The organism is Kitasatospora sp. NPDC001683 (assembly GCF_053596495.1).
This window is the reverse complement of record NZ_JBSFGK010000040.1, coordinates 28,805-45,522: the sequence shown is the minus strand read 5'-3', so window position 1 is coordinate 45,522 and position 16,718 is coordinate 28,805. Positions and strand designations below refer to the sequence as shown.

Annotated in this window: 17 protein-coding genes and 2 pseudogenes; 11 read left to right on the top strand and 8 right to left on the bottom strand. The window is 74.2% G+C overall.

Annotation, left to right across the window (positions count from 1 at the left end):
• Positions 1–159: 159 nt before the first annotated feature.
• The 8 genes and pseudogenes from ACWCYO_RS21965 to ACWCYO_RS21930 all read left to right on the top strand — a co-directional run.
• Positions 160–576, top strand: coding sequence for a TOBE domain-containing protein (locus ACWCYO_RS21965; protein ID WP_270149318.1), 417 nt, complete (start codon positions 160–162; stop codon positions 574–576).
• 96 nt (positions 577–672) lie between these two features.
• Positions 673–1,398, top strand: coding sequence for a glycerophosphodiester phosphodiesterase (locus ACWCYO_RS21960; RefSeq protein WP_270149319.1), 726 nt, complete (start codon positions 673–675; stop codon positions 1,396–1,398).
• Positions 1,395–2,486, top strand: coding sequence for a winged helix DNA-binding domain-containing protein (locus tag ACWCYO_RS21955; protein WP_449785152.1), 1,092 nt, complete (start codon positions 1,395–1,397; stop codon positions 2,484–2,486). The genes ACWCYO_RS21960 and ACWCYO_RS21955 overlap by 4 nt, the downstream gene beginning before the upstream one ends.
• Positions 2,487–2,568: 82 nt before the next feature.
• Positions 2,569–3,651 carry an AI-2E family transporter gene (locus ACWCYO_RS21950; RefSeq protein ID WP_449785151.1) on the top strand — a complete coding sequence of 361 codons (1,083 nt, stop codon included), beginning with the start codon at positions 2,569–2,571 and terminating at the stop codon, positions 3,649–3,651.
• Positions 3,652–3,732: 81 nt separating this feature from the next.
• Entirely contained in the window at positions 3,733–4,605 is an 873-nt protein-coding gene (locus tag ACWCYO_RS21945) for a Vgb family protein (RefSeq protein WP_449785150.1), read from the top strand.
• Positions 4,606–4,862: 257 nt separating this feature from the next.
• Positions 4,863–6,632: an aa3-type cytochrome oxidase subunit I gene (gene ctaD / locus ACWCYO_RS21940; protein WP_449785168.1), complete on the top strand. Its 1,770-nt coding sequence runs from the start codon at positions 4,863–4,865 to the stop codon at positions 6,630–6,632.
• A 102-nt stretch (positions 6,633–6,734) separates the two neighbouring features.
• The gene (locus tag ACWCYO_RS21935; RefSeq protein ID WP_270149324.1) at positions 6,735–7,268 is read left to right on the top strand and encodes a hypothetical protein; all 534 of its coding nucleotides are present in this window, start codon (positions 6,735–6,737) and stop codon (positions 7,266–7,268) included.
• Positions 7,269–7,407: 139 nt separating this feature from the next.
• Positions 7,408–8,094: pseudogene (locus tag ACWCYO_RS21930) on the top strand (response regulator); the annotation flags it as partial.
• Between the two features lie 84 nt (positions 8,095–8,178).
• Here the strand turns inward: ACWCYO_RS21930 and ACWCYO_RS21925 are convergent.
• A complete protein-coding gene (locus tag ACWCYO_RS21925) occupies positions 8,179–9,882 on the bottom strand; it encodes a sensor histidine kinase (RefSeq protein WP_449785167.1) in 1,704 nt (567 codons plus the stop codon).
• A gap of 304 nt (positions 9,883–10,186) precedes the next feature.
• Between ACWCYO_RS21925 and ACWCYO_RS21920 the strand changes: the two genes are divergently transcribed.
• Complete coding sequence (locus tag ACWCYO_RS21920) at positions 10,187–10,624, top strand: helix-turn-helix domain-containing protein (RefSeq protein ID WP_270149328.1); 438 nt, start codon at positions 10,187–10,189, stop codon at positions 10,622–10,624.
• On the opposite strand, the gene ACWCYO_RS21915 is transcribed toward ACWCYO_RS21920, so the two are convergent.
• The 4 genes from ACWCYO_RS21915 to ACWCYO_RS21900 all read right to left on the bottom strand — a co-directional run bounded on the left by ACWCYO_RS21915 (position 10,554) and on the right by ACWCYO_RS21900 (position 13,987).
• On the bottom strand, positions 10,554–11,015 hold the full coding sequence (locus ACWCYO_RS21915) for a copper chaperone PCu(A)C (protein ID WP_449785149.1): 462 nt from the start codon (positions 11,013–11,015) through the stop codon (positions 10,554–10,556). The two genes, ACWCYO_RS21920 and ACWCYO_RS21915, sit on opposite strands and share 71 nt — an antisense overlap.
• Before the next feature lie 62 nt (positions 11,016–11,077).
• Positions 11,078–13,264, bottom strand: a complete 2,187-nt coding sequence (locus ACWCYO_RS21910; RefSeq protein WP_449785166.1) for a heavy metal translocating P-type ATPase — start codon at positions 13,262–13,264, stop codon at positions 11,078–11,080.
• 59 nt (positions 13,265–13,323) lie between these two features.
• Entirely contained in the window at positions 13,324–13,485 is a 162-nt protein-coding gene (locus ACWCYO_RS21905) for a hypothetical protein (RefSeq protein ID WP_270149332.1), read from the bottom strand.
• A gap of 91 nt (positions 13,486–13,576) precedes the next feature.
• Positions 13,577–13,987: a MerR family transcriptional regulator gene (locus ACWCYO_RS21900; RefSeq protein ID WP_449785148.1), complete on the bottom strand. Its 411-nt coding sequence runs from the start codon at positions 13,985–13,987 to the stop codon at positions 13,577–13,579.
• A 96-nt stretch (positions 13,988–14,083) separates the two neighbouring features.
• Between ACWCYO_RS21900 and ACWCYO_RS21895 the strand changes: the two genes are divergently transcribed.
• Positions 14,084–14,911 (top strand): oxidoreductase, encoded by an 828-nt coding sequence (locus tag ACWCYO_RS21895; RefSeq protein ID WP_449785147.1) that lies wholly within the window; start codon positions 14,084–14,086, stop codon positions 14,909–14,911.
• 77 nt (positions 14,912–14,988) lie between these two features.
• Positions 14,989–15,450 carry a hypothetical protein gene (locus tag ACWCYO_RS21890; RefSeq protein WP_449785146.1) on the top strand — a complete coding sequence of 154 codons (462 nt, stop codon included), beginning with the start codon at positions 14,989–14,991 and terminating at the stop codon, positions 15,448–15,450.
• Between the two features lie 12 nt (positions 15,451–15,462).
• On the opposite strand, the gene ACWCYO_RS21885 is transcribed toward ACWCYO_RS21890, so the two are convergent.
• The 3 genes and pseudogenes from ACWCYO_RS21885 to ACWCYO_RS21875 form a co-directional block, all read right to left on the bottom strand.
• A complete protein-coding gene (locus tag ACWCYO_RS21885; protein WP_449785145.1) occupies positions 15,463–15,864 on the bottom strand; it encodes an NTP pyrophosphohydrolase in 402 nt (133 codons plus the stop codon).
• A 42-nt stretch (positions 15,865–15,906) separates the two neighbouring features.
• Positions 15,907–16,284, bottom strand: a pseudogene (locus ACWCYO_RS21880) (diguanylate cyclase); the annotation flags it as partial.
• Between the two features lie 6 nt (positions 16,285–16,290).
• Positions 16,291–16,704: a PPOX class F420-dependent oxidoreductase gene (locus ACWCYO_RS21875; RefSeq protein WP_270149334.1), complete on the bottom strand. Its 414-nt coding sequence runs from the start codon at positions 16,702–16,704 to the stop codon at positions 16,291–16,293.
• Between the last annotated feature and the right edge of the window lie 14 nt (positions 16,705–16,718).

The following is a 16,718-nucleotide window of genomic DNA, read 5'->3' as shown; positions in this document are numbered from 1 at the left end:
CCGCCAATTCCCGCCGGCGCGCGACGCGAATTGTCAGACAAGCCCTTGCGCCCGCCTCCGGACCCCGGCCCCGGGGCGTTTTCCGTTGGCGTCCCCGGTACGGCAGGATGGCGGAGGGGGCGCGTACCCCTTACCTCGAACCACCGTCAGGAGTCGCACATGGGCCAGCCCGAGGTGCCGGTCAACCCGTACCGCATCGGTGAGGCGGCGGCGCTGCTCGGCGTCAGCGCGGACACCATGCGGCGCTGGGTGGACGCCGGACGGCTCGCCGCCGTGCGGGACGAGCACGGGCACCGGATCATCCCCGGCGCCGAGCTCGCCGCCTTCGCCCGCGAGCTGGCCCGGCCGGAGACCGCCGAGGCCGAGGGCCGGCCGTCCTCGGCGCGCAACCGCTTCCCCGGGATCATCACCCATGTGGTGCTCGGCGACGTGGCCGCGCAGGTGGAGGTGCAGGCCGGGCCGTTCCGGGTGGTGTCGCTGATCAGTCGGGAGTCGGCGGAGGAGCTGGAGCTGGTGCCGGGCGCACCGGCCACGGCGGTCATCAAGTCGACCAATGTGATGATCGAGCGACGCTAGCCCCTCCTTGTCGGTCCTTACCGACCACGCCGACCATGCCGACCCGGACCTTCCCGCCGTGCACGACCTCACCCCCTGGCTTTCTGGACTGATTCGATGAGCCTCGCCGCACCCGCCCCCGCCGACCGCCGCCCGGTGCTCGCCGTCGCCCACCGCGGCGACCCGTACCGCCACCGCGAGAACACCCTGCCCTCGGTCGAGTCCGCGCTCGCCGCCGGGGCCGACGCCGTCGAGGTGGACGTCCAGCTGACCCGCGACAAGGTGCCGGTGCTGCTGCACGACCCCACCCTGGAGCGGCTGTGGGGCGACCCGCGCGCGATCGGCCGGGTCACCACCGAGCAACTGGACGAGCTGCGCCAGGGCGAACTGGCCGTCCCCACCCTCGCCGAGGCGATCAAGGCCGTGGCGGCCGCGAACGGCCCCCGGCTGCTCATCGACCTGGACGAGCCCGGACCGGCCGCCGCCACCTGGTCCGTCGTCACCGGGCTCGGCGCCGAGCGGGTGGTCGCCTTCTGCGGCCCCGCCACCGCCATGCTCGCCGTGCGCGAGCTCACCCCGGACGCCGAGATCGCGCTCACCTGGAAGCAGCCCCGGATGCCCGCGCCCGCCCTGCTGCGCGACCTGCGCCCGCGCTTCCTCAACCCGCCGTTCGGTCTGGTCACCCCCCGGTTCGTCGAGGCCGCGGCCGACGAGGGGCTCGCCGTCTCCACCTGGACGGCCGACCTGCGCCGCACCATGCGCCGACTGCGCGACACCGGGGCCGCCTCGATCACCACCAACCGGATCTCCGTACTGCGCTCGGTCGTGGACGGCCGCCGGTGACGGTGCTCGGCACCCGGGCGCTGGGCCGGGCACTGCTGGCCCGTCAGCACCTGCTCGCCCGCACCGACCGGACGCCCCTCGAGGTCATCCACCACCTCGGCGGGCTCCAGGCCCAGGCCGTCCCCCAGCCGCCGTACCTCGGGCTGCTCTCCCGGCTGGACGGCTTCACCCCGGAGCGGCTCACCGAGCTGCTCGAACGGCGGGCGGTGGTCCGGATCGCGCTCCAGCGCGGCACCATCCACCTGGTCACCGCCGAGGACTGCCTGACCCTGCGCCCGCTGCTCCAGCCCGTCCTCGACCAGGCGCTGCGCACCACCTACGGCGAACAGCTGGCCGGACTCGACCTGGCCGCGCTGGCCGCCGAGGCCCGCGCGCTGGTCGAGGAGGAGCCGCGCACCTTCCAGCGGCTCGGCGCGCTGCTGGCAGCCACCCGCCCGGACCGCGACCCGGCGGCGCTGGCCCAGGCCGCACGGTGCCTGCTGCCGCTGGTCCAGGTGCCACCGCGCGGGCTGTGGGGGCGCAGCGGCCCGGCCGCCCACACCACCGCCGAGGCCTGGCTCGGCCGCCCGCTCGACCCCGCGCCCTCGCCGGACGGCCTGGTGCTGCGCTACCTCGCCGCCTTCGGCCCGGCGAGCGCGGTGGACCTGACGAAGTGGTGCGGCCTCACCGGCCTCAGTCCGGTGCTGCGGCGGCTGACGCCGCAGCTGCCGACCTTCCGCGACGAGCAGGGCCGGCTGCTGTACGACCTGCCGCAGGCACCCCGCCCGGAACCGGACGCCCCGGCGCCGGTGCGGCTGCTCGCGCCGTTCGACAACCTGCTGCTCTCGCACGCCGACCGGAGCCGGGTGCTGCCGGAGGAGTACCGGGCGCGGGTGATGACCCGGAACGGCCTGGTGCTCGGCACCCTGCTGGTGGACGGGCTGGTCGCCGGAACCTGGCGGCTGACGGCCGACCAGGAGGTGGTCGTCCAGCCCTTCGCCCGCTTGACACGGACGGACCGCGCGGCGACGGAGGCGGAGGCCGAGCGGGTGCGGGCCTTCGCGGGCGCGGGCGCGGACGGGTCGGTACGGATCGAGCCGGCCGGCTAGCTGCCCATAACGGGCAGATCGTCAGATTCTCTGCTGAGATGGGTCGGTTCGGACTCAACGACGACCCTCGGCGGAGGTGGCCGTGTCCGTGGAGCGCCCGCCCGATGGGCGGCCCGACGACCGCAGGCCGTACCTGATGCTGCCGCCGGCCGTGCGGGGGGCGGCGGCCTGGTCGGCGGCGGTGATCCTGTTGATCACCGTCGGCTCGCTGGTGGTCTTCGCGCTGGTCGAGCTGCGGGCCGCGACGGTGCCGTTCGTCCTGGCGCTGCTGGGGACCTCGCTGCTCCACCCGGTGGTGCCCTGGCTGGTCCGGCGGGGCGTGGGCCGGAGCCTGGCGGCCGGGCTGACCTGCCTGGTGCTGGTGGTCGCGGTGATCGGGGTGATCGCCCTGCTGGTCAACTCCCTGGTGCACAGCGCTCCGCAGATCGCCGCCTCGCTGCCGGGCGCCGGGCAGCGGCTGGCCCGGTGGCTCGGGCCCTTCGGGGCGAAGATCCAGCACGCGCTGGAGAACGCCAAGGGCGAGACCAACGCGCTGGTCTCGACCCTCACCCACGGCGTGCTCTCGGGGCTCGGCCTGCTCACCCAGCTGATCACCGGCGCGGTGCTGGCGCTCGCCCTGGTCTTCTTCTTCCTGCGCGACGGCCACCGCACCGGCGAGGCCATCCGCTCCCACCTGCCCGGGCGCGGCGCCGACACCGTGGTCGCCTGCGCCGACCGGGCCTTCGACGCGATGGCCGGCTTCATGCGCGGCACCACCCTGATCGCCCTGATCGACGCGGGCTTCATCACCGTCGGCCTGCTCGCCCTCGGCGTTCCCGGCGCGCCGGGCCTGGGCGCGCTGGTCTTCATGGGGGCGTACATCCCGTTCGTCGGCGCCTTCCTGTCCGGCACGGTGGCGGTGCTGGTCGCGTTGGCCGACGGCGGCCTCGGGACGGCGCTGTGGGCGCTCGGGGTGGTGCTGACGGTCCAGCTGATCGAGGGCAACGTCCTCCAGCCCGTCATCCAGAGCCGCACGGTGGAGCTGCACCCGGCCACCATCATGGTCGCCGTGGTGGCCGGCTCCGGCATCGCGGGCATCATCGGCGCCCTGCTGGCGGTGCCGGTGTGCGCGGCGGGCGCGGGCGTGATCTCGGTGCTCCGGGGGCTGGCGGGCGGCCGGGAGTAAGGCGGTTGCCCTGGGACGGGCAGGTGTGCGAGCATCATTAATGCGACGAGAGTCGCGATAGTAGCTTCGGAGGGGTGCGGGTTGGAACTGTTCGAGGTGGCCGGCGCGGGGGACGGGCCGTACGGGGTTGCGGTGGGGCCGGACGGGGGCGTCTGGTTCACCCTGGTGCACGCCGGGGAGATCGGGCGGCTGGGTGCTGACGGGGTGGTGGAGCGGTTCGGGCTGGGGGCGCCGGAGTGCGGGCCGTCGGTGATCACCGTGGGGCCGGACGGTGCGCTGTGGTTCACCCGGATGCGGGACCACCGGATCGGGCGGATCACGGTGGACGGGGAGGTCTCGTCGTACGGGGTGCCGACCGCGAACGCCGGGCCGTACGGGATCGCCGCCGGGCCGGACGGAGCGCTGTGGTTCACCGAACTGAGCGCCGACCGGGTGGGGCGGATCACCGTGGACGGGGAGGTGACGGAGTACCCGCTGCCCCTGGGCGGGGCGTTCCCGTCGCTGATCACCGCCGGGGCGGACGGCGCACTGTGGTGCACGCTCAACCAGGCGGACGCGATCGCCCGGGTGAGCGTCCAGGGCGAGGTGACCGTCCACCGGCTGCCCACCGGGGGCACCGCGCCGGTCGGGATCACCGCCGGGGTGGACGGGGCGCTCTGGTACGTCGGGATCGGCGGCGGACTGGTCGGACGGATCACGGTCGACGGGCAGGTGACCGAGTACCCGCTGGCCGACCGCGCTTCCAAACCGCACGCGATCGCCACTGGCCCGGACGGCCGGCTGTGGTTCACCGAGTGGGGCGCCGGCCGGATCGGCGTCCTCACCCCGGACGGCCGGCTGGACGGCCACCCGGTCCCCGGCCCCGGCGCCGAACCGCACGGCATCGCCGTCGGCCCAGGCGGGGCGGTGTACGCGGCACTGGAGCGCGGGCAGATCGCCCGGCTGGCGGGCTGAACCGCGGGGCCCGCCTGAGTTGACGGTACGTCAACTCTCCCGGCCGTAACGGCCGGTGGGCCGACCGGGTCGGGAGGTCCCGGGTGGGGACCCGGGAAGTCGGGCCCAGCGGCCCCGGGCGGGCGGGTCCAAGGGCCCTGGGGCGTGCGGGGTGTGCGTTCGGATCATGGATCGCATCCATTCGCACGACGTTCCTAAGGAGTGCGTCCTTGAGCGCCACCCAGGCACAGGGCGACCCCACCCCGCCGCCAACGGCCTTGCCGCCCAGCCCGGTTCGGGCCGGGCGGCGGCCGGGCTCGGCCCTGGTCGGACTGCTGACCACCACCGACCACAAGACGATCGGCACCATGTACCTGGTGTCCTCGTTCGCGTTCTTCCTGATCGGCGGCATCCTCGCCCTGGTCATGCGTGCCGAACTCGCCCGGCCCGGAACGCAGATCCTCTCCAACGAGCAGTTCAACCAGGCCTTCACCATGCACGGTTCGGTGATGCTGCTGCTCTTCGCGATGCCGCTGTTCACCGGCTTCGCGAACTGGATCATGCCACTGCAGATCGGCGCGCCCGACGTGGCGTTCCCGCGCCTGAACATGCTGTCCTACTGGCTGTTCATGTTCGGCTCGCTGATCGCCGCCGCCGGCTTCCTCACCCCGCAGGGCGCCGCCGACTTCGGCTGGTTCGCCTACGCGCCGCTGTCCGACGCCGTCCACTCGCCGGGCGTCGGCTCCGACATGTGGATCATGGGTGTCACGCTGTCCGGCTTCGGCAGCATCTTCGGCGCGGTCAACTTCATCACCACCATCATCTGCATGCGCGCCCCCGGACTGACCATGTTCCGGATGTCCATATTCTGCTGGAACGTGCTGCTCACCTCGGTGCTGGTGCTGCTGGTCTTCCCGGTGCTGGCCGCCGCGCTGCTCGCGCTCGAGTGCGACCGCAAGTTCGGCTCGCACGTCTTCGACCCGGCCAACGGCGGGGCGATGCTCTGGCAGCACCTGTTCTGGTTCTTCGGGCATCCCGAGGTGTACATCCTGGCGCTGCCGTTCTTCGGCATCGTCTCGGAGGTCATCCCGGTGTTCAGCCGCAAGCCGATGTTCGGCTACGCCGGACTGATCGCCGCCACGGTGGCCATCGCCGGGCTGTCGGTGACGGTGTGGGCACACCACATGTACGTCACCGGGCAGGTGCTGCTGCCGTTCTTCTCCTTCATGACCTTCCTGATCGCCGTGCCGACCGGCGTCAAGTTCTTCAACTGGGTCGGCACCATGTGGAGGGGCTCGCTGAGCTTCGAGACGCCGATGCTCTGGACGGTCGGCTTCCTGGTCACCTTCCTGTTCGGCGGTCTGACGGGCGTGCTGCTCGCCGCGCCGCCGCTCGACTTCCACGTCTCCGACTCGTACTTCGTCGTCGCCCACTTCCACTACACGCTGTTCGGCACGGTGGTGTACGCGATGTTCGCCGGCTTCCACTTCTGGTGGCCCAAGATGACCGGCAAGAAGCTCGACGAGCGGCTCGGCCGGATCACCTTCTGGACGCTCACCGTCGGCTTCCACACGACCTTCCTGGTGCAGCACTGGCTCGGCGCCGAGGGCATGCCCCGCCGGTACGCCGACTACCTCGCCTCGGACGGGTTCACCACCCTGAACACCGTGTCGACCATCGGGTCCTTCCTGCTCGGCCTGTCGATCCTGCCGTTCCTCTACAACGTCTGGAAGACCGCCAAGTACGGCGAGCGCGTCACCGGGGACGACCCGTGGGGCTGGGGCCGCTCGCTGGAGTGGGCCACCTCCTGCCCGCCGCCGCGGCACAACTTCGTCAAGCTGCCGCGGATCCGCTCCGAATCCCCGGCTTTCGACCTCCACCACCCGGACATCGCGGCCCGGGACGTGCTGGAGCACACCGGGAAGCCGGCCAAGCACCTGGGCGAGGTCGAGCCGGTGAAGTACGACCGGCCGCTGACCCGGGCCGAGCGGGCGCAGGCGTCGTCCTCGTCCTCGTCCTTGTCCTCGTCCTCCGCCACGGACGGCTGAGCCCCGGCTCCCCCTGAACGCCGTTCCCGCCCGCGCCGCTGCCCCCGAGCGGGCGGGAACGGCCCCACATTTCGTGATCCGCGCGACACCGGAAGGCCGCCCATGACCCACACCGTCCTCGCCATCAGCACCGCCGCCCTCACCGCGAGCGGCTACGTCTGGTACCTGCCCGCCATCGCCGACCTCCAGGCCGGCGCCGACCGGCCGCGCTCCATCCGCACCGCGGCGGCGGCCTGCGTGCTCTGGTGGGCGGCGCTCGCGCTGGCGGGCGGGCTGCTGCTCGCCCTGTCCGACTGGCGGCCGGCCGCACAGGTGGCGCTCGCCGGGCTGGTCGGCGGCGCGGCCCTGCGGGTGCGGGCCCGGTGGGACCGGCGCGGTGAGCAGCGGGAGAGCGCGGCGCGCTGGGCCGCCCTGGACGTCGGCCCGGCCCGGAGGACGGGCCGCCCGACGGCGGTGACGCTGGCGGGGTGGCTGGTCGTGGGCGCGGCGGTGGCCTCGCTCGGGGCGGTCGCGATCCTGTTTTCGGGCGGGGGCGGCGTCGTGCCGAGGGCGGCGCTTGCGGCGGTCAGCGGCGCGGGGGTAGCGCTCGCGTTCCTGCTGATGGGGCTGGGAAACGTACGGCGGCAGGGACGCTGAGCGCGTGCCCGTCCCGACGGCGGCACCGGGAAAGCCCACTCAATGGGGTCGTTGGGCCCTGGGTCCGTGCTGCCGCGCGGGGGATGATGCGGTGGGCCCCGCCGGGAGCGTGCGGGGATGACGAGGGCGGAGCCGTGTGATGGCGACCAAGCCGGAGGGCGCCGGGGGTACGGCGCCGGTCCGGGTGTTCCTGCTGGACGACCACGAGGTGGTGCGCCGCGGGGTGCACGACCTGCTGGACGGCGAGCCGGACCTGGTGGTGGTCGGGGAGGCCGCGACGGCGGAGCAGGCGCTGGTGCGGGTGCCGGCGCTGCGGCCCGACGTGGCGGTGCTGGACGTTCGGCTGGGCGACGGGGACGGGGTGTCGGTCTGCCGGGAGCTGCGGTCGCGGATGCCGGACCTGGCCTGTCTGATGCTGACCTCCTTCGACGACGAGGAGGCGCTGCTGGACGCCGTGATGGCGGGCGCCGCCGGGTACGTGCTGAAGCAGATCAGCGGCACCGACCTGGTCGCCGCGGTCCGGACCGTCGCCTCCGGCCGTTCGATGCTCGACCCCGGCGCGGCCACCCGGCTGCTGAACCGCCTGCGCAGCGACGCCGTGCCCGCGCAGCCGGCGACCACCGGACCGGCGCTGACGGCGCGCGAGCAGGAGGTGCTGGCGCTGATCGGAGAGGGCCTGACCAACCGGCAGATCGGCGAGCGGCTCTACCTCGCCGAGAAGACGGTGAAGAACCACGTCTCCCGGCTGCTCGCCAAGCTCGGCGTGGAGCGCCGGGTGCAGGCGGCACTGATCGCCACCGAGCTGCGGCAGTCCGCCGCCGCCCAGCCTCCCCACTGCGCGCCGGCCGGCGCTGAGGCCCGGGGCGGAGGGTCGGGGCCAGACTCCTCCCGGACGGCGCCGGGAGCCGGCTCACGACTCGAGCGGCGCCTCCCACACCAGGCGGGTTCCGCCGTCCTCGCCGTCCGCCGGGCCGAGGGTGAGGGTGCCGCCGACCCGGTCGGCGCGCTCGGCGAGGTTGCGCAGTCCGCTGCGCCGGCCGCCCTCGGGGATTCCCACCCCGTCGTCCGCGACGGTGAGCACCACCCGCCCCGCCAGGGCGCGCAGGGTCACCTCGACCCGGGTGGCGCGGGCGTGCCGGGCGGCGTTGCTGAGGGCCTCGGCCAGCACGGCGACCACGTGCTCGGCGAGTTCCTGCGGGACGTCGGTGTCCAGCAGGCCCTCCATGCTCAGCCGGGGTGCGAGGCCGAGCGGGCCCTGGGCCTCGGTGACGACCCGGGTGGCGCGGGCGCGCAGGCCGTGGTCGGGTTCGCTGTGGGCGCGCAGACCGAAGATGGTCGAGCGGATGATCTTGATGGTCTCGTCCAGGTCCGCCACCGCGCGGGCGACCCGGTCGGCGGCGGCCGGGCTGTCGATCAGCCGGCCCGCGCTCTGCAGGGTCATCCCGGTGGCGAAGAGGCGCTGGATGGCCAGGTCGTGCAGGTCCCGGGCGATCCGGTCGCGGTCCTCCAGCAGGTTCAACTGTTCGGCGTCGCGCCGCCGTTCGGCCAGTTCCAGGGCGAGCGCCGCCTGGTCGGCGAAGCCCAGCAGCGGGCCGGTCTCCTCCGGTCCGAAGGGCGGCTGCCCCGGCGCCCGGGCCAGCAGCAGCACGCCGCGCCCGTACCCGGCGCCGGTGCCCAGTGGCACCGCGACGGCCGGGCCCAGCCCGTCGAAGCGGCCCGCCGGACCGGCCGCGAAGCGGGCGTCGCCGGCCAGTTCGTCGCTGGTCACCGGCGAACCGGAGGCGTACGCAGCGCCGGAGAGGGTGCCGTCCACCGGCACCGTCACTCCCAGCCGGGCCGAGGGGTCGGCACCGAGCGCGACCTCCACCGCCAGCTCCTCGGCCCGCTCCTCCGGGCCGGCCAGCGCCACCGAGACGTCCGCCAGCTCGGCGCCGGCGATCTCCCGGGCCCGGCGGGCGATCAGCTCGACCACCTCCAGACGCGGCGCGCCGGACAGCAGACTGCGGGTGATCTCGGTGCTCGCCCGCAGCCAGCGCTGGCGCAGCTGCGCCTCCTCGTACAGCCGGGCGTTGTCGATCGCCACCCCGGCCGCGACCGCCAGGGTGGCGATCACCGCCTCGTCGTCCTCGTCGAAGTCCAGTCCGCCGCGCTTGTCGGTCAGGTAGAGGTTGCCGAACACCTCGCCGTGCACCCGCACCGGCACCCCGAGGAAGGTGTGCATCGGCGGGTGGTTGGGCGGGAAGCCGACCGAGGCGGGGTGCTCGGAGAGCACCGGGCAGCGCAGCGGCTGCGGGTGTCGGATCAGCTCGCCGAGGATGCCCCGGCCGGAGGGCGGCGCGCCGATCCCGGCCCTCTCCTCCTCGGACAGACCGACCGTCAGGAACTGTGACAGGGCGTGCCCGTCCGGGCTGATCACGCCCAGCGCGCCGTAGCGGGCGTCGACCAGGTCGACGGCGGCCTCCACGATCCGGTGCAGCGCCTGGGCGAGATCCAGCTCGCGGCCGACCGCGAGCACCGCCTCCAGCAGGTTGTGCACCCGGTTCTGTGTCCCGCGCGCCGCGTCGATCCGCCACTGGAGCTCTTCCAGCAGCTCGTCCAGGCGCAGCCGGGGCATCCGCGCGCCGCCGCCCGCCGCGCTGCCGTCCACTCCGCCCACCGCAGTCCTCCTCGTCCTCGCCCCGACCGCTGTCGACCCGACCGTCGGCCGGGGCGGCTTCGGTGGTGTCCGACCAGCGGGAATGCCGTGTCCACACGGTAGTGCCCGGGTGTCGGCCGGGTGGAGGCCGGGGTCGTCCGTAAGGTTCGGGCGGGTCTTCCGTCCCGTGGGCTGGGGTGCCAAGTGTTGTCAATTTCATCAGCATTCCTCAATAATTCGAGCATTTCGCCCGGCAGTCGGGGGCGGCCGGTACGGTCGCCCGGTGATCGTGACGCAGGCGTACCGTTTCGCGCTCGACCCGACTGCGCGTCAGGTCGGGGTGTTGCTGCGTCATGCCGGTGCGGCCCGGGTGGCCTACAACTGGGGCCTGGCGCAGGTGAAGGCGAACCTGTCCCAGCGGGAGGCGGAGAGGTCCTACGGTATCGCCGACGGCGACCTGACACCGTCGCTGTCGTGGTCGATGCACTCGCTCCGCAAGGCGTGGAACACCGCCAAGGCGGATGTCGCGCCGTGGTGGGCGGAGTGTTCGAAGGAGGTTTACGCCACCGGTCTTGACCGCCTCGCGACCGGACTCAGGAACTGGCAGGACTCCAGGCAGACCTCCGATGACACCCGGCCACCCGCCCTGCTCAGCGCGGGCGCCCGCCCGGCGGCAGGACCCTGGCGATCAGCCGCAGCGGCGGACTGTGCCGGAAGGTGAGGGTGAAGCCCACCCACCGGCCGGGCCGCAGTGGCGGCGGGGCGGCGATCATCAGGTCGGCGTCCTCGGGGGACATCGCCAGTTCGCCCCGGGCGGGGACGGGCAGGGCGGAGACCGGCTCCCAGCGGCCCGCCGCGCCCTGGTGGACGTGGCGCTTCAGAGTGATCGGTCCGCCGAATTCCCAGCCGGCGCCGGTCAGTTCGTCGGGGACGTCGCCCGGGTTGCGGATCGTGAAGAAGGCCGCGGTGGCCGCGGCGGCGCCTTCCGCCGGCAGCAGCATCCAGCCCGCGTCGGCCTCCACCGGGCGGGGGCCGCCGGCTCCGCCGACGGCCGTCCAGCCGGTGAGCAGGACCAGTGCGAGTGCCGCCGCGCCCACCGGCGGGCCCGCCACCCTGAACCGCTCCAGCGCCGGGACCCTGAACCGCCCCGCCGCCTTGGAGCGCCCCGGCCCCCTCACCGCCGGCCCCCCTTCCGCTGCTGCCCGCGCCCCGGCTCCCAGGTGCGCAGCCGCAGGCTGTTGCCCACCACCAGCAGGGAGCTGAGCGACATCGCGACCGCCGCCAGCATCGGGTTCAGCAGCCCGACGGCGGCCAGCGGGATCAGCACGAGGTTGTAGCCGAAGGCCCAGAGCAGGTTGGCCCGGATGGTGGCGAGGGTCTGCCGGGCGAGCCGTACCGCGTCCACCACGGCCTCGATCTCGCCGCGCACCAGGGTCAGTCCGGCCGCGCCGATCGCGGCGTCGCTGCCGGAGGCGAGCGCCACTCCGAGGTCGGCCGAGGCCAGCGCGACCGCGTCGTTGACGCCGTCGCCGACCACCGCCACCGTCCGTCCGGCGGCGCGCAGTTCGGCCACCACCTCGGCCTTGCGCTCGGGCGAGGCGGAGGCGTGCACCCGCTCGATGCCCAGCTCGGTGGCGACGGCCCGCGCCGCTCCCGGGCCGTCGCCGGTCAGCAGGACGGTCTCCAGGCCCATGCCGCGCAGCCGGTGGAGGGCCCGCCAGCTGCCCGAGCGCAGCGTGTCGCCGACCGCGAGCACGGCCGCGCCGTGCCCGTCCAGCTCCACCAGTACGGCGGTGCGGCCCGCCTCGCCGGCGGCAGTGACGGCCCCGGCGAGCGCCGACGGCAAGGAGCCGTCCGGCCGGACGGCCCGGATCGACCGGCCCTCGACGGTGCCGGACACCCCGAGGCCGGTCGTGGCCGCGAAGCCGTCCACCGGCGGCAGGGCGCCGCAGCGCTCCCGGGCGGCCGCCGCGACGGCCCGTCCGATCGGATGCTCCGAGCGGTGCTCGACCGCGCCCGCCAGCCGCAGCACCTCCTCCTCGGTGAAGCCGTCGGCGACCGTCACCGCGGCCAGCTCCATCCGGCCGGTGGTCAGGGTGCCGGTCTTGTCCACCACCACGGTGTCCACCCGGCGCAGGCTCTCCAGCACCTCCGGGCCGCGCACCAGCACGCCCAGCTCGGCACCGCGGCCGGTCGCGGCGAGCAGCGCGGTCGGGGTGGCCAGGCCCAGTGCGCACGGGCAGGCCACCACCAGCACGGCGACCGCCGCCGTCACCGCCGCCTGCGGGGTCGCGCCCGCGCCCAGCCAGAAGCCCAGCACGCACACCGCCACCGTCAGCACACAGGGCACGAACACCCCGGCCACCGCGTCCGCCAGCCGCTGCGCCCGGGCCTTGCCGGCCTGGGCGTCGGCCACCAGCGCGGTGATCCGGGCCAGTTGGGTGTCGGCGCCGACGGCCGTCGCCCGTACCACCAGCGCCCCGCCGACGTTCACCGTCGCCCCAGCCACCCGGTCCCCGGGGCCGACCTCGACGGGCACGCTCTCCCCGGTCAGCAGGCTCAGGTCGAGCGCCGAACCCCCTTCGACCACCACCCCGTCGGTGGCCACCCGCTCGCCCGGCCGTACCACGAACTCCTGCCCGGGCAGCAGGAGTTCGATCGGTACCAGGCGCTCCTCGCCGTCCTCCGCCCGGACGCACACCTGCTTGGCGCCCAGCTCGGCGAGCGCCCGCAGCGCGGACCCGCTGCGCCGCCGGACCCGCCCCTCCAGCAGCCGCCCGGCCAGCACGAACAGCGGCACGCCGACCGCCGCCTCCAGGTACACGTGTGCCGCGCCGCCGCCGTCGGCGGTCAGCGAGAACGGCATCCGCATGCCCAACCGCCCGGCCCCGCCGAGCAACAGCGCGTACGTCGACCAGCCGAAGGAGGCGACGACGCCCAGGCTGACAAGGGTGTCCATGGTCGCCGTGGCGTGCCGCAGCCCCTGGAAGGCCCGCCGGTGGAAGCCCGCCGAACCCCAGGTCACCACCGGGACGGCCAGCGCGAAGCAGACCCACTGCCAGGCGGTGAACTGCAGCGCGGGCACCATCGACAGGACCAGCACCGGGACGGCCAGCAGGGCGGTGACCAGCAGTCGCCACCGCTCGTCCGGCTCCTCCTCCGGCAACCCGACGGGCACCCCGGCCGACGCCAACTCGGCCGTGTAGCCGGCCCGTTCGACCGCCGCGATCAGCTCGTCCACGGACACCCCGGCCGGGTGCAGCACCCGGGCCCGCCCGGTCGCCAGGTTCACCCCGGCCGTCACCCCGGCGATCCGGCCCAGCCGCTTCTCGACCCGGCCCACGCACGCGGCGCAGGTCATCCCGCCGACCGCCAGATCGGTGGACACCAGGGCCCCGGCATCGGCCCCCGCGACCGGGCTCACCGCATCCCGCCCATGTCGTGCCCACCCGCCCCCGGCGACGCCCCGCCGCTCCGGCTCGGCACCAGCCCCGGCGCCACCGGTCCCGCCTGCCGCCCCACCGCGTACGCCACCACGAACACCACCACCAACAGCAGGGCGAACCCCGCCAACACACTCAACGGCCGGACACCCGGCGATTTCGCACTCACCCCCCACCAGTCGGACACCCGGAGCGGTTGGTTCCCGCGCGTTCCGGAAAGGGTCCGGGCATCACCCGCTGTCCGGGCGGGACGGGTTCCACAGCCGGTCGGCCTCGCCGCGGGCGAGATGGTCCTCGTAGATCCGCACCTTCTCCCGCATCACGTCCAGGGTCTCCTGCAACTCCCGGATCCGCGCCGCCACGTGGTCCTGGTGCCGGCGCAGCAGTTCGAGCCGCTCGTGTTCGTTGCCCGTGCCCTGGCGGGCCAGCTCGACGTACTGCCGGATCGCCGCCAGGGGCATGCCGGAGGAACGCAGCTTGGTGCAGATCGCCAGCCACTCCAGGTCCTCCTCGTGATAGACCCGGCGGCCGTTGGACAGCCGGCGCACCGGGTTGGCGAACAGGCCCTCCCGCTCGTAGAAGCGCAACGCGTGCACGCTCAGCCCACTGCGCTGGGCCACCTCACCGATGCTCAGGTCCATGAGCGCCCCCTCCACCCCACGGTTGTTGATCTAGACCCGACTCTAGGACCTAGCGTCGACCCATCGGAACATCCGAACATCCGAACAGGAGAGAACGTGAGCGTTTGGTTCGTCACCGGGGCATCGCGGGGGCTGGGTGCGGAGATCACCCGTGAAGCGCTGGAGCGAGGACACCGGGTGATCGCCACGGCGCGGGACGTGTCGGCCGTGCTCGAGGCGTACCCGCACCAGCCGGACGGGCTGCTGGCAGTGAAAGCGGACGTGACCGAACCGCAGCAGCTGACGGCCGCCGTGGCGGCCGGCCTGGCCAGGTTCGGCCGGATCGACGTCGTGGCCAACAACGCCGGGTACGGCCTGGTCGGCGCCATCGAGGAGACCCCGGACGAGGCAGCTCGAGCCCTGTTCGACGTCAACGTGTTCGGCGTGCTCAACACCCTGCGGGCGACCCTGCCGACCCTGCGCGCCCAGCGCTCCGGGCACGTCCTGAACATCGGCTCCGTGGGCGGCTTCGCCACCGCACCGGCGGTCGGCCTGTACGGCGCGTCGAAGTTCGCCCTCGAAGGCATCACCGAGGCACTGCACGGCGAACTGGCCCCGCTCGGAGTCCGGGTCACGATCATCGAGCCGGGCGGCTTCCGCACGGACTTCCTGAGCGGCTCCAGTCTCCGCACCGAGCCGGCCACCATCGCCGACTACACCGCGGGTGCGGGACCGGTTCGCGAGGGACTGGCCCAGCACGACGGCCGCCAGCCGGGCGACCCGGCGAAGGCCGCCAGGGCCATCGTCGACATCACCGAGGCCGCCGAGCCTCCGCTGCGCCTGCAACTGGGCGCGGACGCCGTCGAGCGCGTCGAGGCGAAGCTGGAGCTGGTGCGGCGCGAACTCGACCAGTGGCGCCACGTGGCACTCTCCACCGCCATTTGACGCCTCGACAGATCGTCGTACGATCGCTTCGTGTGCCGAAGATCGGCACGGATGCATGAACACCACATGGGGGGACGATGATGAAGCGGACCAAGACGCATGCGCTCGCCGCGGCGGCCGGGGTGCTGGGGGCGTCGCTGGCGCTGGTCGGGACGGCGTCGGCGCAGCCGGCCGACACCCGGGGATCGGGCCCGGACGCGCCGATGGGGCAGCCGGGGACAGGCCAGATCCTGCCGCCGACCCCGGACGAGGACACCTTGTTCTCGATTCCGGACTGGATCGGGAACGGCGGCGCGGTGACGGGTGGGGTGCGCGAGGGTCTGCCGATCACCGTCACGGTCGGTTGCCGGGGTGGCGGTTCGGTGCAGGTGCACGTCGGCGGCCAGCGTCCGGCCGACTTCGCGGTGCAGTGCCCGGTGGACGCCGTCGGCGTCGGCTCGGTGGAGATCCCGGCCCGCGAGGGCTGGGGCTTCGAGTTCGCGGTGCACACCTCGGACCCGTCGATCCACTGGGGAATGAACGCCCTCCAGATCCGCTGACCCGCGGCCCGGTCAGCGCCGGACGCTCCGCGGGCCGGTCACCAAGGCGCCCAACTCGCCCACACGGCCGCGCAGTTCGCGGTCGGCGGTGACCACCAGGCAGGCCCGCGCCGGATGTTCGGCGCGGGCCTCGCGGACCAGCTCCACGATCCGGTCGTCGCCACTGCCGCCCGCCGACACCACCCGGACCTCGGGCAGGCCGGTGACGCCCCGGGCCGCGCCCTCGACCACCAGCACCACCTCCAGCGGTCCGGGGTGCTCCGGCACGCCCCGCTCGGCGACGGCGACCAGGGAGTCCCGCAAGCGTTCGGCGGCGCCGCGCCGGTCGCGCCACCACCCGTCCGGCACCGAGCCGACCACGTTCGCGCCGTCCACCACCAGCAGGGGCGGCGGCGCGGCCTCGTTCTGTTCCATGGCCGCCAAGCCTGCCACGGCGGACGGCGGGCGCGGGCATCAGTGGGCCAGGACGTCGGCCTTGATGTTGCCGAAGGTGTCCGGGCGGTTCCCGATGCCCTCGGTGAAGGCCGCCAGGATGCGGTTCTTGAAGTCGGGCCGAGGGGGCGCGGCGACGACGGCGGCCCGCTGCGCGTCGGTGACCGCGTCGTACCCGATGCCCAGGACGTCCGGTTCCACACCCCGGGTCATCAGGGCGATCTCCGGCGCCATGTGCAGCGGGATCTCCGGGGTGGTGTGCAGGGCGATGGCGGTCCAGACCCGTTGGGCGGGCTCCTCGGCGATGCCGTGCGCGGCGAGGAAGCGGCGGGCCTCGTCGGCGCCGTCGATCTCGAACCGCCGGTCGGTACGGGCGAAGCGCTCGGCGAGCCCGCAACCGTGGGGCGGTCAGTCCGCCAGGGTGATCCGGATGCCGAGGGTGCCGCGCTCGCCGCGGCGCAGTCGGCTGCCGAGCAGGGTGAGCACGCCGAGCAGCCCGTACTTCTGCCGCAGCAGGGTGCGGTAGGCGGCGGTGCGCTCGGGGCCGAGGATCTCGGCGGTGCCGGGGTACTGCTCGCCGGTCGGGCGGCCCTTGACGTCGCAGGGGCCGACCAGGACGTCGGCGCGGTTGCGGATCCGCTTGACCTTCCAGGAGTCCGCGACGGTCCAGATGCCGAGTGCCTCCCCGTCGCGCACCACCCACACCGGGGTCGGCACCGGGGTGCCGTCCTTCTTGTAGGTGGTGACGAGCAGGTAGCTGCCGGCGGAGAGGCTGACGATCCGGGCGAGCCGGTCCGAGGCGGCGGGGTCGGGCGTGGTCATGCCCGGATTCTAGG

Bases quoted from the DNA above. Each gene is read 5' to 3' on its own strand.
- ACWCYO_RS21900 (WP_449785148.1), bottom strand. From the start codon at position 13,987: ATGGACCTGAGCATCGGTGAGGTGGCCCAGCGCAGTGGGCTGAGCGTG.
- ACWCYO_RS21890 (WP_449785146.1), top strand. From the start codon at position 14,989: ATGATGAAGCGGACCAAGACGCATGCGCTCGCCGCGGCGGCCGGGGTG.
- ACWCYO_RS21935 (WP_270149324.1), top strand. From the start codon at position 6,735: ATGACCCACACCGTCCTCGCCATCAGCACCGCCGCCCTCACCGCGAGC.
- ACWCYO_RS21875 (WP_270149334.1), bottom strand. From the start codon at position 16,704: ATGACCACGCCCGACCCCGCCGCCTCGGACCGGCTCGCCCGGATCGTC.
- ACWCYO_RS21885 (WP_449785145.1), bottom strand. From the start codon at position 15,864: ATGGAACAGAACGAGGCCGCGCCGCCGCCCCTGCTGGTGGTGGACGGC.
- ACWCYO_RS21910 (WP_449785166.1), bottom strand. From the start codon at position 13,264: ATGACCTGCGCCGCGTGCGTGGGCCGGGTCGAGAAGCGGCTGGGCCGG.
- ACWCYO_RS21925 (WP_449785167.1), bottom strand. From the start codon at position 9,882: ATGCCCCGGCTGCGCCTGGACGAGCTGCTGGAAGAGCTCCAGTGGCGG.
- ACWCYO_RS21960 (WP_270149319.1), top strand. From the start codon at position 673: ATGAGCCTCGCCGCACCCGCCCCCGCCGACCGCCGCCCGGTGCTCGCC.
- ACWCYO_RS21965 (WP_270149318.1), top strand. From the start codon at position 160: ATGGGCCAGCCCGAGGTGCCGGTCAACCCGTACCGCATCGGTGAGGCG.